This is a genomic window from Brachyspira catarrhinii, assembly GCF_005518285.1.
Taxonomy (GTDB): domain Bacteria; phylum Spirochaetota; class Brachyspiria; order Brachyspirales; family Brachyspiraceae; genus Brachyspira; species Brachyspira catarrhinii.
The window spans coordinates 1-13658 of record NZ_SJDU01000017.1 but is presented as its reverse complement, the minus strand read 5'-3'; the positions used below and the strand labels follow the sequence as shown (position 1 = coordinate 13658).

16 protein-coding genes are annotated in these 13658 nt (G+C 30.8%); 3 read left to right on the top strand and 13 right to left on the bottom strand.

Annotated features, from left to right (window positions below):
- The 4 genes from EZH24_RS01380 to EZH24_RS01370 form a co-directional block, all read right to left on the bottom strand.
- Positions 1 to 543 (bottom strand): glycosyltransferase (locus EZH24_RS01380; protein WP_137997346.1); only part of this gene is annotated, 543 nt, incomplete at its 3' end.
- A gap of 3 nt (positions 544 to 546) precedes the next feature.
- Positions 547 to 1521: a galactose-1-phosphate uridylyltransferase gene (galT, locus tag EZH24_RS01375; protein ID WP_137997345.1), complete on the bottom strand. Its 975-nt coding sequence runs from the start codon at positions 1519 to 1521 to the stop codon at positions 547 to 549.
- A gap of 54 nt (positions 1522 to 1575) precedes the next feature.
- Positions 1576 to 1704, bottom strand: a complete 129-nt coding sequence (locus tag EZH24_RS15275) for a hypothetical protein (RefSeq protein WP_272897864.1) — start codon at positions 1702 to 1704, stop codon at positions 1576 to 1578.
- 42 nt (positions 1705 to 1746) lie between these two features.
- Complete coding sequence (locus EZH24_RS01370; protein ID WP_137997344.1) at positions 1747 to 2322, bottom strand: hypothetical protein; 576 nt, start codon at positions 2320 to 2322, stop codon at positions 1747 to 1749.
- Between the two features lie 201 nt (positions 2323 to 2523).
- On the opposite strand from EZH24_RS01370, the gene EZH24_RS01365 reads away from it, so the two are divergent.
- Positions 2524 to 2997 (top strand): cupin domain-containing protein, encoded by a 474-nt coding sequence (locus EZH24_RS01365; protein ID WP_137997343.1) that lies wholly within the window; start codon positions 2524 to 2526, stop codon positions 2995 to 2997.
- Positions 2998 to 3076: 79 nt separating this feature from the next.
- On the opposite strand, the gene EZH24_RS01360 is transcribed toward EZH24_RS01365, so the two are convergent.
- From EZH24_RS01360 to EZH24_RS01345, 4 genes are all read right to left on the bottom strand, one after another.
- The gene (locus EZH24_RS01360; RefSeq protein ID WP_137997342.1) at positions 3077 to 4702 is read right to left on the bottom strand and encodes a peptide ABC transporter substrate-binding protein; all 1626 of its coding nucleotides are present in this window, start codon (positions 4700 to 4702) and stop codon (positions 3077 to 3079) included.
- Positions 4703 to 4813: 111 nt separating this feature from the next.
- A complete protein-coding gene (locus tag EZH24_RS01355) occupies positions 4814 to 5404 on the bottom strand; it encodes a hypothetical protein (protein ID WP_137997341.1) in 591 nt (196 codons plus the stop codon).
- Positions 5404 to 6207, bottom strand: coding sequence for a DNA-methyltransferase (locus EZH24_RS01350; protein WP_137997340.1), 804 nt, complete (start codon positions 6205 to 6207; stop codon positions 5404 to 5406). The genes EZH24_RS01355 and EZH24_RS01350 overlap by 1 nt, the downstream gene beginning before the upstream one ends.
- Before the next feature lie 29 nt (positions 6208 to 6236).
- Positions 6237 to 6665: a zinc-ribbon domain-containing protein gene (locus EZH24_RS01345; RefSeq protein WP_137997339.1), complete on the bottom strand. Its 429-nt coding sequence runs from the start codon at positions 6663 to 6665 to the stop codon at positions 6237 to 6239.
- Between the two features lie 157 nt (positions 6666 to 6822).
- On the opposite strand from EZH24_RS01345, the gene EZH24_RS01340 reads away from it, so the two are divergent.
- Together EZH24_RS01340 and EZH24_RS01335 are read left to right on the top strand one after the other, a co-directional pair.
- Complete coding sequence (locus EZH24_RS01340; RefSeq protein ID WP_137997338.1) at positions 6823 to 7920, top strand: chorismate mutase; 1098 nt, start codon at positions 6823 to 6825, stop codon at positions 7918 to 7920.
- Positions 7913 to 8467: a shikimate kinase gene (locus EZH24_RS01335; RefSeq protein ID WP_137997337.1), complete on the top strand. Its 555-nt coding sequence runs from the start codon at positions 7913 to 7915 to the stop codon at positions 8465 to 8467. The genes EZH24_RS01340 and EZH24_RS01335 overlap by 8 nt, the downstream gene beginning before the upstream one ends.
- On the opposite strand, the gene ispE is transcribed toward EZH24_RS01335, so the two are convergent.
- The 5 genes from ispE to bamA all read right to left on the bottom strand — a co-directional run.
- Positions 8459 to 9331, bottom strand: a complete 873-nt coding sequence (gene ispE / locus EZH24_RS01330) for a 4-(cytidine 5'-diphospho)-2-C-methyl-D-erythritol kinase (RefSeq protein WP_137997336.1) — start codon at positions 9329 to 9331, stop codon at positions 8459 to 8461. The two genes, EZH24_RS01335 and ispE, sit on opposite strands and share 9 nt — an antisense overlap.
- A gap of 257 nt (positions 9332 to 9588) precedes the next feature.
- Positions 9589 to 9966 (bottom strand): hypothetical protein, encoded by a 378-nt coding sequence (locus EZH24_RS01325; protein WP_137997335.1) that lies wholly within the window; start codon positions 9964 to 9966, stop codon positions 9589 to 9591.
- A gap of 38 nt (positions 9967 to 10004) precedes the next feature.
- A complete protein-coding gene (lpxD, locus tag EZH24_RS01320; protein WP_137997334.1) occupies positions 10005 to 11045 on the bottom strand; it encodes a UDP-3-O-(3-hydroxymyristoyl)glucosamine N-acyltransferase in 1041 nt (346 codons plus the stop codon).
- A 53-nt stretch (positions 11046 to 11098) separates the two neighbouring features.
- The gene (locus EZH24_RS01315; protein ID WP_137997333.1) at positions 11099 to 11521 is read right to left on the bottom strand and encodes an OmpH family outer membrane protein; all 423 of its coding nucleotides are present in this window, start codon (positions 11519 to 11521) and stop codon (positions 11099 to 11101) included.
- Between the two features lie 110 nt (positions 11522 to 11631).
- Positions 11632 to 13658: outer membrane protein assembly factor BamA (gene bamA, locus EZH24_RS01310; protein ID WP_137997332.1), on the bottom strand; the 2027-nt coding region annotated here is incomplete at its 5' end.

The following is a 13658-nucleotide window of genomic DNA, read 5'->3' as shown; positions in this document are numbered from 1 at the left end:
ATACATCAATTTATAACAGAGTGAAAGAATCTTGTCTATCAAAGCGTTTTCTTCGTTAGGATATAAACTTTCGTTGAAAAGTCCCGCCTCGAACAAAACATTAAGCCTTATAAACAAATTGCAAAGTATAACATCCCTATCCGTTCCTTCTCGAGATGAAGTTTTATTTACGCCGTATCTGTTAGCAATCGGTCCAACCGCGTAATAAGAACGCATGCATTTGTCTATATATTTTTCTTTTGAAGAATTCGTTTTATGAATCGCGGGACCTCCGACTATCGCCACATTTTCGTTTTTCTCAAATATTTCAACCGCTTTTTTTATGTTGTCGGGATTTACCATAGAATCGTTGTCTATAAAATAAACTATATCTCCCGATGCTTTTTTTATGCATTCGTTTCTCTGAACAGTCGGGTGAGTTCCTTCGGCTTGAAAAATCTCAATTTTGTTTTTATCGTAATCGGACATATATATGCCCGCAAGAGTATTTTCTATATTTTCGCCTACTCTATGAGGAATAATTACGGTTACTTTTAACGACATTTATCACATTCCCATTTGTCTAAAATACGCCGTCCTCAAACTTGCAGCCATCGCCTCTGGACTTGTCGGATTGCATGAAGCCCAAGCGCCCGTTTCCGAAGAAGCGTTAAATTTCTGTTTGTCTTTGCTTCTCATTGGAGGGAAAAATTCTATATGATAACGCCAAATATCTTTATAATTGAAACCGTCATTAACTGGAGCGCTAAACATACACATCATATAAGGAAATTTTATATCGAAAAGCAAATCTAAAGTCATTGTAGCTTTCTTCAACGCATCGGCTAAAGACACGGTTTCTTTTTTATTGAAATTATTAATCGCTATTACATTTTTTTTGGGCATAATCATTATTCCGTAAGGATATTCGCTCGCAAAAGGCAAAAAGCATACAAAATGGTCGTTTTCAAAAATTATTCTCCTTCCGTCTTCTATTTCCTGATTAAGCATATCTCCGAATAAACATTTTTGATTAATATTATAATAAGACAAAGCCATTTCTATTTTTCTTTTTACTCTTAAAGGAATCCAACTATAACCGTAAATTTGTCCATGAGGATGAGGCATAGTCACGCCTACAACCTCGCCCTTATTTTCAAACGGCATAATATATTTAATTTTTTTATTTTTGGCGATTGCAACCATTCTCTCCTGCCATAATTTGACGAGTTTTGTTATATGTTCTACGGAGAGTTCGGGCAATGTCGTATTATGGTCGGAAGAATATAAAATAACTTCGCATTTTCCAACTGAAGGTTTCGCCATAAATAATTTTCCGTTATCGACTTCGTCTGGAATAGGCGGGTCGAAAGAAAGCGCGGGAAAATCGTTGTCATAACAAAGAACATCGTAACTATCTGGAACTTTTCCGCTTCCCGGACAGAAAGGACAATAATCTTTAGGCATTTGCGGACGCTCCTGCCTATGACTCGCTATCATAACATAATCTCCGAGTAATTGATTATAACGCAACTCCGCCATATTAATCTCCTTAATCATATATTATGATAAATGATATAATAAATTATAAATAAATCAAACGGCTTGTATTTTTTTCGAGCTTTTTATCGTTATGGTATTTTGTTCTTTATATTTGGATATTAAATTTTTCAAATTGTCCGAAGATTGTTCTTCTTCTATTAATTCTATTTCCTTACTTTCCATTATTATTTCCTCCGTGAGTAAATTAAAAGAATGATTTATAATTTAAAAATTTCCTTCTCTCCATACTTTGAAATCGGGATAATCCAATTTTTTTGATTTATCCTCATACCATTTGCAAACGGCGGCGGACATATTTATAACATAAAAATTAAATTCGGTTTTCCATCCTTCGTTTTTGAATTTTCCAAACGATGGAATAAATTTATTATTAATCGTATCGTAAATATTTTTTTGAATTTCTTTTGTCGGAATATTGTTGTCTTTTATCGCAATTCTCAAAATCAAATGAATCGACATAGACGATAAAGTGGAAGTCAAAACGGCGTATTTGTCGTATAATTCTTCTTTCGTAAAATTTTTATTTACCGTATCCGTCCATAATCTTATTATATTTCCCAAAGCTTCCAACTGTTCGGGAGTCGCTTTTTTGTCGGTTATTATGCTTGCGTAATAATCCGCCAATTCCTCGAATGTCATTGTCGATTCTTCATCGGCGATTGAAATTTCTTCAAATTCGTTTAATTGCATCGATTTTATCATGCTTTCTTTTTCGTTGGCATAAATATTATTTGCAGTAACGATAATTGATAAAAGTAAAAAAGTAATTATTTTTTTCATGGTTTTAATTCCGTTTTTGATTTAATTAATTTAGTTTATTATCGGAAAATTAGCGTTATAATATAGGCTTTATTTGATTTAAATCGTTTTGATTTACAAATAAATCTCGCTATAACGATAAATTTTTTTAAATTAAACTATTGACATATTTTTTCAAAATGTTATTATGTTTATAATATTAATTTTTTAAGGAGAATTAAAATGTTTACTAAAATTTTAAAATCATTTATTCTAATTTCTTCTCTATCGTTATTTTTTATCGGATGCGATAATAATGTAAGCGAAGAAGCAAGCGAAATTCACTCGTCTTTTATACCATCGGTTTATAGTTTAGACGAATTGGAAGTCACCAATAGAAATCAAGTGGCGGGAGGAAACGGCGATTTAATCGTAAAATACGCTTTTGTCAGAGATAACGCCCCAAAAGACTTTACTACAAAAGAAATGGGATATATGACATTAATGCCAGGCGATTCGGTTGGACTTCATAAACATGAAGGAAATGAAGATAGTTATTTAATAGTATCTGGAGTTGGAACTTACACGGATGAAGACGGAAGTCAGTATGAGATTAAAGCTGGAGATATGACTATATGTCGTTCTGGACATAGTCATGCTTTATCTAATAGCGGACAATCTCCTTTAATATTTTTTGCCGTTTTGTCAGGAAAGTAATTTACTAAACTTAAAATTATTATTAAAGTAGTTATAATCAAGAGATAGAATAAAATATTTATCCTATCTCTTTTATTTATCATTTTTCTATATAAGCGTAATTAAATCTATATCTTCCCAAAGGATTAAATATAGCGCCTTTCAATTTTGGACTTATCATAAAAGGGTCCATTCTATAAATAATCGGTATAACGGGCATATAATCGAATAATATATCTTCCGCTTTATGCAAGGCTTCCATTCTATCTTTTTCGTTTTGAGTTTTTGCGGCAAACTCCAATAAATTATTAAACTCTTCGTTTTCAAATCCTGAGTGATTTACCGCGCTTGTTTTTGAAAAGAAATTAAGCATAGCCATAGGGTCGCTGAAATCCGAAGTCCAACCCGTTCTTGCCAAATCAAAGTCTTTTTGAACCATAGCTTGATAAGTGACATTATATTCTTCCGATTTAATCAATATATCTATACCCAAATTATTTTTATACATTTCTTGTATTGCCTCGCATATAACGGTAAAATATCCCGGAGTGCTTCTTACCTCCAAAACGGGAAAACCTTCTCCGTTTGGGTAGCCAGCTTCCGCAAATAATCTTTTAGCTTCTTCCACATTATTTTTATAATTATCGATATCGATATAATTTCCTCCGTTTTCTCTAAAATCTTTTCCGCCATAATCTTTCATTCCATTTGCAACGAAAGCTCCCGCGGGTATTTGATTCATTTTTATTACATTCGATATTATATAATTTCTATCGAAAGCGAGAGACAAAGCCTTTCTTATATTTTTATTTGTCAAAACTCCTTTTTTGGAATTAATTTCTAAAAAATATATTCCGTAAGCGGGTTCTTGTAAAATATAATTTTCTTTTATTAAAGAAGGTATTTCTCCCATAGGCGCTTCTATAACCGAAAATTGTAAAGAGCCGTTTTTCATCGCCGCAAGAGATGTATTCGAATCGTCCATTATAAGAACGGTTATTTTTTTCGCTATAATGTCGTCTTTCGCATAATAATTCGGATTAACTTCCATAACTATTTTTTCATCCGTTTTTCTTTCCGTCATAATATAAGGTCCGTTTACTATATATGTTTCTGGTTTTCTGCTCCATTCGTCCCCAAACTCTTCCACAATATCTTTTCGCACGGGAAAATAAGGACTGCTGACGGATATATATTCCAAAAAATAAGGCGCTGGATTTTCCAAAACAATTTCCAAAGTATAATCGTCTATCGCTCTAACTTGCAAATCGTCAACTTCCGCATTTCCGCTTATTACCAAACTTGCATTTTTTATAACATTAAGCATGTGGGAATAAGTAGCCGCAGTTTTTGGATTAGCCGCTCTTTTTATAGCGTATTCAAAATCGGAAGCGACAACGGGTTTTCCATCGCTCCATTTTGCGTTCGTTCTTAAATGAAAAGTATATTTGAGTCCGTTCGCCGATATGCCCCAGCTTTCCGCCATTCCCTCCACAACATTATCGTTGCCGTCTTTTTTAGTCAAACCTTCAAAAAAATGAATCATATAAATCGAGCCGAAACTTAAAGAGTTTAGAGTCGGGTCTAATGTTCTCGGTTCGCCTCCCAAAGTTATAGCTATCTCTCTGTCCTCAAAAGAATTTAAATTTTTCGATTCTTGATTATTAGCGCAGGAAACTAAAACCGATAAAAATAAAGTTGTAAATAAAATAATTAAATTTTTCATTTTGCTATCCTATTTTTAAATTTTTAAAATTTTATTTTAATTTTATTGGCAATAATTTTATTTTAAATTTTTATAATGTCAATATTTTATTTTGGTAGAAATTGCATTAAATTAAAGTAATTTTCCGCCATAAAGTTCTTTATTATTGCTATTGTATTCTAATTTTAGTTTTACTTCTCTTTCATACATATCTACAATATGATAATCTCCATTAAGTTGTAATATACCGCCATTTTTTGTAGTTAAAAAACAAATAAGCAAATGAGACGCGTCATAAACAATCTTTGAATTAGTCGATGGAGAATAAAAGAAAGTGCGAAAAGTTTGGGTTTGCTGTTTTTCTTCGCAAGTCTTTAATTCTATGTAGAAATATTTATTGTCAAATTTTATCAAACCGTCAGGATAACCGCTTTCTTTATATTTTCCTTTTGAATCTCTTGGTTTTTGATAATCCAATTTTAATTTTTTGCATTCTACTGCAAATAGATTTGCAACAATATTTCCAAATTCGTTTGGTCGTCCTACAAATCCTACATTATTTACGGGTATTATAGTATTTTTACAAGCGTTTTTAAGAATATCTAATAATTCGCTATTGTCAAATTTGAAAACCTCATGTTTTTCTATATTTTTAATGACTTCTCTAAATGGAAATTTTTTATTATTAAATTTACTAATTTCATTAAGTTTAGAATAATCCATTATTTGCCTTTAAATTTTTTAATTCTTTCTTTTGCAATTTCTAAATAGCTTGCTTCTACTTCGCAACCTATAAATTTTCTATTTAATTCTTTACAAGCCACTCCAGTCGTTCCGCTTCCCATAAACGGGTCTAAAACAATATCGCCTTCGTTGCTCCAAGATTTTATATGGTCTCTTGCCAGCCATAATGGAAAAGTGGCGGGATGTTTTATAGATTTGCACATATTTTCTTGTCCCGAAGTGTTTCCTTTCCAAATATTATAACGCATGCCAAATTCTTTAATAACTCTTTTTTTCTGCTTCGTAAAACTTCCGTCTTTTTTTCTCGTTGTGTTTTCCCCTAACGAAGTGTATCCAGCGTATATATTTTTTCTATCTATAATCGGGTTAAATGTTTTAGGATTGCCTTTTGAAACTACAAACATATATTCGAATATTTGATGATAACGAGTTTTGCTCGGATTAGAAAAATTATTTTTTTGATAAATCATCGTATCGTGAATTTTAAAACCGATTTCTTTAAAATAAATCGCTTGATAAAAACTGCTTAAACTTTCGCTCCCGTTAATAACCGAATCTCCGACAATCCAAACCATCACGCCTCCATTTTTAAGAATTCTAAAAAGTTCTTGAGCGATTTCTTTAAAATTGAAACTAAATCCTTTATAATCTCTCAAATTATCGTAAGGCGGAGAGGTTAGAATAAAATCTATACTATTATCTTTAATATTTTTTAGAATATCTTTTGCATCTCCTAATAAAAAAATAGGTTTATTAATTTTATTTAAATGAATTTTATACATAATAAAATTTCTTCCGTAAAACAATATATTTATCTAACGACATATTTGCCTTCTTTGTCTTTGAATTTGCCAATCAAAAGAGCGAAAAAATCTATTACAATCCACGCTAAATATATAAATCCTAATGATAAACCTAATATTATAATGAAAAATACGCCAACTCCATCCATAACTGCCATATATCCTATTATTAAAAATATAATAGAAGCAATGCCAATAATCCAAGCGATGAAACCTTCAAGAACTTTGCCTACATAAAATTTATAAATATAAATATATCCAAAAAATAGTAATAAAAGCAAGCATACTACCCAACTTTTTTCCGACTTTTGATTTTCCAAATTATTAGAAATCGTTTCATTTAAAAAATTTTCTTCGACTTTCGCTCCGCAATAAGGACATACATTAAAATCGTTGTTTATTTTTTTTCCGCAAGATTTACAAGTTTTTTCATTCATTTTTTACTCCTAATTTATAATAGTTAAAATATATTAAAATGTTTTAAAATTATTGTCAATTATATTTTAATAGTTAAAAAACGAATAAATTTTATTGTTGACTTTAATATGCTTAAATAATATATTTATTAAAAATCTTTTATTAAAATTTAAAATTATGGAAAAATTAAAAAAATTAAGAGACGAAATAGACGATATAGACAAGCAAATAGTCGAGCTAATCGAAAAAAGAATGAAAGCGAGCCTCAAAGTCGGCGAAGTAAAAAAAGAAAATAATATTCCGATTTTTGACGCTAAAAGAGAAAACGAAGTAATAGAAAAAAAAATAGAATTACTAAAAAATAAAGAATTTTCAAATCTCATTATCACAATTTTTAACGATATAATGTCGACTTCAAAATTACTACAAAAAGATTTGATAGACGAAAACGATAAAAACGATATTTATAAAAAAATAGAATTCGGGAAAATTGTCGCTTATCAAGGAATGGAAGGCGGAAACGGGCATGAAGCGGCTAAAAAAATATTTGAAGACAAATGCGAATTAATTGGTAAAAAAAGTTTCGAGGATGTCCTTGAAAGCATAAGAAGCGAAGAGGCTTATTACGGAATATTGCCTTTGGAAAATTCTTCTACGGGAATGGTTAATGAAGTTTTGGATATACTTGTCATTTATAATTGCAAAATAGTCGGAGAGATTTATTTGCCGATAGAATACGGACTTATGGCAAAAGCGGGAGCTAAAATAAAAAATATAAAAAAAGTCATCTCTCATCCTCAAGCCTTAAAACAATGCTCGGACTTTATAAAGAAAAATAATCTTGAAGAATTGAAAGCGAGCAATACGGCGGAGGCTGCTTATATAGTTTCAAAAAGCGAAGATAGTAATTTGGCTTCAATATCGAATAAAAACGCCGCTAAAATTTACGGTTTGGAAATTTTAAAAGAAAATATAGAAAATATAAAAGGAAATACGACAAGATTTATCATAGTTTCAAATTACGATAACGTTTTGAAAAACGGAAATAAAATGACTATAAGATTTTCGCTTCCTCATAAAAACGGTTCCTTGGCGGAAGCTCTTTTGAAACTAAAAGATTTTAATTTAACTTCGATTGTGAGCCGTCCTTACAGAGAAAGAAAATGGCAATATTATTTTTATATAGATATGACGGGAAATTTTAACGAGCGGACTTTGGACGATTTCAAAAATTCGGTTGAAAATTTCACGATACTTGGAATATACGATGAATGATAATCTAAATAATAAAATGAAAAATAAAAAAACTTTATTTATAATAGGTTTGCCTGGTTGCGGAAAAACTACTTTATCAAAAATGCTCGCCGAATATTTGAATTATAATTTTTACGATATGGATTTAATAATAGAAGAAAAAGAAAAAATGAAAATAAGCGAAATATTTAAATTGCATGGGGAAAAATATTTTAGAGAAAAAGAAAGCGAAACATTAAAAGAATTAAGCGAATTAAATAATTCCGTTATATCGACAGGAGGCGGAATAATATTGGCTCAAAAAAATAGAGAGATAATGAAAAAAAACGGGACGACAATTTTTATAAATAGAAACCTCGACATTCTTCTTAACAATATAGACGCAAGCGAAAGACCTTTGCTTACGAAAGACAAAAATAAATTAATAGAATTATCGAAAGAGAGAGCGCCTTTATACGAAGAGACCGCCGATATAATATTTACTCATAATACTTGGGAAGAAAATATTGAAGAGACTTTTAATATATTTTACGATTATATAAAAAATGAAATTCCTTTATCAAATTAAATTTAGTTTGTATATATCCAAATCTTCAAATATATTTCTTAATTTATTATAATCTTCTTCGATTATTATGTTTTCGTTTTTGTCGTTTTGATTATATAAAGCGAAAAGCGAGGAACCCGAACCGCTCATGCAAATTTTTCTTTTGATTTCATTTTCCGCTTTTTCTTTATATTCTTTTATTTTAGGCTCGATATTAAAAACATTTTTTTCAAATATATTATAAGTATGCGAATATAAATCGTTAAAATTTATTTTGCTATTTTTTTCAAGTAAATTTTTAATATAAAAAATATCGGACTTGTTAAAATCGTTTTTGGTAAATTTTGAATAAGCCAATTTTGTAGAAACATTTATATTTGGATAAATTAAAATTATTTTGTAAGGAAGAGTAAAATCGAAAGATTCAATTTTTTCGCCAATTCCCGAAACCCAACTTAAACCTCCTTTTATAAAAAACGGAATATCAGCTCCGAATTTTGAAAAGGATTCTATTAATTCATTGTCTGGTTTTATATTCAATTCTTCCAAAAAAAATTTTATCATAGTAGAGGCGTTAGAAGAACCTCCTCCGAGTCCCGCTCCAGTCGGAATATTTTTTTCTATATTTATTTTATAATTTTTTTTAAGCCCGATTTCGTTTTTGAAATGATAAAATATTTTTGCGACTATATTGTCTTCTTCGTTATCGTTTAATTTATATTTTCCGCTCGTTGTAATTTTGAATTCTTCGCTCTCTTCAATTTTTATTATATCGAATAAATCAATCGTATGAAATAAGGATTCTATCAAATGATATCCGTCTTCTCTTTTTGATTTTATATCCAAAAATAAATTAATTTTGCATGGAGATTTTTTTATAATCATAATATTTCCATTTTTAGAATTGATATTTTATAGATATATTTTATTAAGTATTGTTATTTGTTGCAAGCAATCCAAATAAAGTATCTGTTCCATATTCCTTTGCATATTTTTCAGGAATTGTTTTATAAGGTAATTTACTTTTTTTCTTACAGGAATAATTCTCTATCCTACTTTTATAAAATAAAGCAGAACCTATTAAAAAACCGAGTCTTTTTATTTTAAAAAACTCGGTTAATCTTTAACTTTTATTAATCTTACTATTTTTTAGTAATTTCTATAGCGTCAGTTCCTTGAGGAGTAAATGTTCCTTTAGTATCGCTACTAAAATTTAACTTGGATTCATCATGCAAAGTATAACTTGTAGCGCTATTTCTTGTTATTTGTGAAGCCTCTCTTTTGTCATCGCTGTTATCCTTAATTGTTAAAGAACCATCGGAATTTATTATAATATAAGGATTTGTATCCACGCCTTTATACCAATCGCCCGCATAATGAGATAATGTTATTTCACTACTCTCATTATTATTGTCCGCATCTCCTGTCCCCGTTTTACTTTCATTTTTACAACTTGCGAAAAGTAAAACCGCTAAAGATAAAAAGATTAATAAGATTATTAAATTTTTTAGAGTTTTCATTTTAACCTCCGTAATGTTTTATTAAAATTTTATATAAATTATTTTACTCTTCTTATTTTAGTTTCAAATTTTTCTTCAACCAATTTTATAAGTTCGGGAAGTTTTTGCTCCGCTATCATTTTTAATTTTTCTCTATTAATATCTTGAGCGGGGCTTCCGAGCATTATCGAATTAGATTCGATTTTAACTTTCGACATAACTCCGCTTTGTCCTCCCAAAATTACTCTGTCTCCCAAAACCACATGGTCCGATAATCCGACTTGTCCCGCCAATACGCAATGATGCCCCACTTTACTGCTTCCCGCTATTCCAACCTGCGAAACTATTATAGAATGCTCTCCAATATCGCAATTATGGGCTATTTGAACGAGATTGTCTATTTTCACGCCTTCTCTGATTATAGTCGAGCCTAAAGTGGCTCTGTCTATACAAACATTAGCTCCTATTTCGACATCGTTTTCTATTATAACATTTCCCCTTTGAGGAATTTTCATCTGTTTTCCGCCAACTTCAAAAAATCCAAATCCATCGTTTCCAATAACAGTTGAAGAACCTATTATTACTCTATCTTTAATAACGCATCTGTCATGAATCGAAACATTCGAATGAATTGTTGAATTTTCCCCAACGCAAACATTATCTCCCAAAAATACTCCGCTTTCTATAACCGTTCCTTTTTTTATAACGCAATTTTTCCCTATACGAACATAATCTCCTATAAAAACTTCTTTGTCGATATTTGAATTTTCTTCTATAATCGCCGTTTCTTTAATCGTTCCCAAATCATATTTTTTGTTTTCAAACATGAAATATAATAATTTAATGAAAGCTTCTTTAGGATTTTGATAAATTATAATCGTTTTATTTTTGAAATCTTTTATACTTTCCGCCGTTTCTTCTCTCATTATAATCGCGTTCGCTTTGCTTTCAAACGCCGATTCCAAATATTTATTATTGTCAACGCAGATAATCGAGCCTTCTATAATATCGTTTATGGGAGAGAGAGTCGATATATATAAATTTTCATCTCCAATTATTTTTTTAGCGTTCAAAAAATTAAATATATCTTTAACTTTCATTTTATCTCCAAAATATTTTTAAATCTCAATTCAAAATTTTATTTCTTTAAATTTTATTTTCTTAAAGAAGCTTTAACATCCGCTATAACCGATTCGGTAATATCAAAGGTTCTGTCGGCGTATAATATAGAATTTTCTGTTCTTTCCAAAATCAAAGTGTAGCCTTCTTTTCTCACAATATTCATCAAAGAATTTGAAACTTGTTTTCGCACTTGCCCTTTCAAAGAAGTGTCTCTCGCGTTTACAATAGAATTTTCCGAATTATCTTCTTCGGAATTTTGATTATTAATTTCTTCTTGTTTTTGTTTAAGCATATCCAAAAGTTCTTGGTCGCTTGTCACTTCTTTTATTACTCTTTGCAAATCTATATAGCCGACTTTTGTGAGTCTATAAGATTGAGTGAATAACCTCGGACTTATTATAGATACAAACAAAACGGCAATAAATATTAAACCTAAAATGCAATACTTTTTCATTTTTTCTCCTTGTTTCTTTTTTATTTTATTTTAATCTTTTATTTAATAACTAATAATATTATATTTAATAACTAATAATATTATACAATATAATTAATTTTTTTAATAGATTAATAGAACGGATGATTCATCGTAAACGCTATTCCCCATCCTCTTCCAAGCCATTTTCCGAGCGGTGAAAACGAATCGCCCTCGAAAGCCTGCAAGCCTTTTCCAAATCCAACATTGTCTTTATTGTAAACGAACCTTTGAGCGAAATAGAATCTTATATTAAATATGGGAATCGTTAGCCTAAGTCCGAATCCCCAAGAATACATATATTGCGAAGGGTCGAATATGTCTTTAATATTCATAAATTGCGAAGGATAACTATAAGCGTCTCCGTCTTGATTAAGCCCCGAACTTCCAGGCATCCATAATTGTCCCGCATCCAAGAATGTTACAAATCCTAATGTTCTCTGTATAATCGGAACTCTTAACTCGGCAAACACTCTCACTTTCGCTCTTCCGTAAGCCCAAGAATCAATCGAGCCGTCATTTCCCACCATATCGTAAGTTGATAAACCTCTATTATGTTTGAATATCGTATATTTTGAAGTATCCCAACCTCTAACATCTTCAAACGGATTGAGATAATATAAAACATCCGCGTCGTTTCTAATATCCATTCCGGGAATTTTAACTATTTGAGCAATCTCTCCGTAGAATGCAAACGAAAGCCTATCGTTAACGGGAACGGCTAAAAATCCCGTGGCGTTTAATCGCATAAGTTGAGTATGAAGAAAATAAAAATCAACCGTTCCTCTTAAAAAACTTCCTCTTGTAGGATTCGAATAATCGTTTCTGCTGTCTCTGAGTAAAGAATAAGACACAATGAAAGTAGTAAACCAATCGCTCTGCCATCTATTAAAACTTCCGTCTTTTTTATTAATTTTATGCGTTAAATATTTTTTTATATCGTTCAAAACATGGTCGGGACTGTTTTCGTTCGCTCCTTGATTATGCCATTGCATATACTGTTGAACTATAGTGTCGAAAGTTAAAAATGTCGAATAATAATCGTAGAAATAATATCCAAGCCTAACTATTCCCTCGAAACCATGTCTCGTATAATAAGAATATTTTGGCATTCCGAAATCTCCCGTCCCTATTTGGTCGCCCGTATTTATATCTTCGTAGAAATATGATAAATCTATTCCAAGATATATTGGCAAATTAAGCAAATAAGGTTCGGCAAAATTGAAAGCTAATCTTTTTTGAGTTTGTCCGTATTCTCCGCTCGCTCCTATTTGTAAACCTCTTCCCAAAAAATTCATCTCTCTAATCGAAGCGAATACTTTGAAACCAGAACCAGTCGAGAATCCGCCTCCGCCAGAAACCATAGCCGACCTTCCGTCCGTTACATTTAACGCGAGTTCCATTAATCCTTCGGCGGAACCTGGCTTAACATTTATATTAATATTTTCAAAAAACTGCGTATTGTATAATCGCTCTTGCACTCTTTGTATTTTTGCGGAATTAAAAATTTCTCCGGGTTTTATATCGACATATCTTTGTATAACGAAATCTTTCGTTTTTGTATTTCCCGCTATTGAAATATTTTCTATATGCGCTTTGTCGTTTTCCACTATATCATACATAATATTTACTATCTTCGCTTCTTCGTTTACGGTAATAACGGGAATAACCTGACGAAATATATATCCTCTTTCCGAGTATTTATTTTGAATTCCCTGATAATCGCTCATATGATAAGTATAATTATATAAAGCGCCTTTTTTTGCCCTTATATCTTTTTGAATATTATCCGATGGAATTATTACATTTCCCTTAAATCCTATATCTCCGAAATAATATCTGTCGCCTTCCGTCAAATAAATATCTATTATCAAATCTTGGTCGTTTTTTATCTGCGGGTCTCTCCATTGATAAGTATATCTTACATTATCGACTTCCGCTCTATAATATCCTCTGTCGGCGTAATATTTTACTATTTTCGCTTTATCGTCTTCAAATTTGAATTCGTTGAATTTTCCCAGAGATAAAAATCCGTTTTCTTTTGTCGACATTTGCCTTTTAAGTTCGTTATCCGAAAAATGCGTATTTCCATGATATCCGAAAAATGCGTATTTCCATG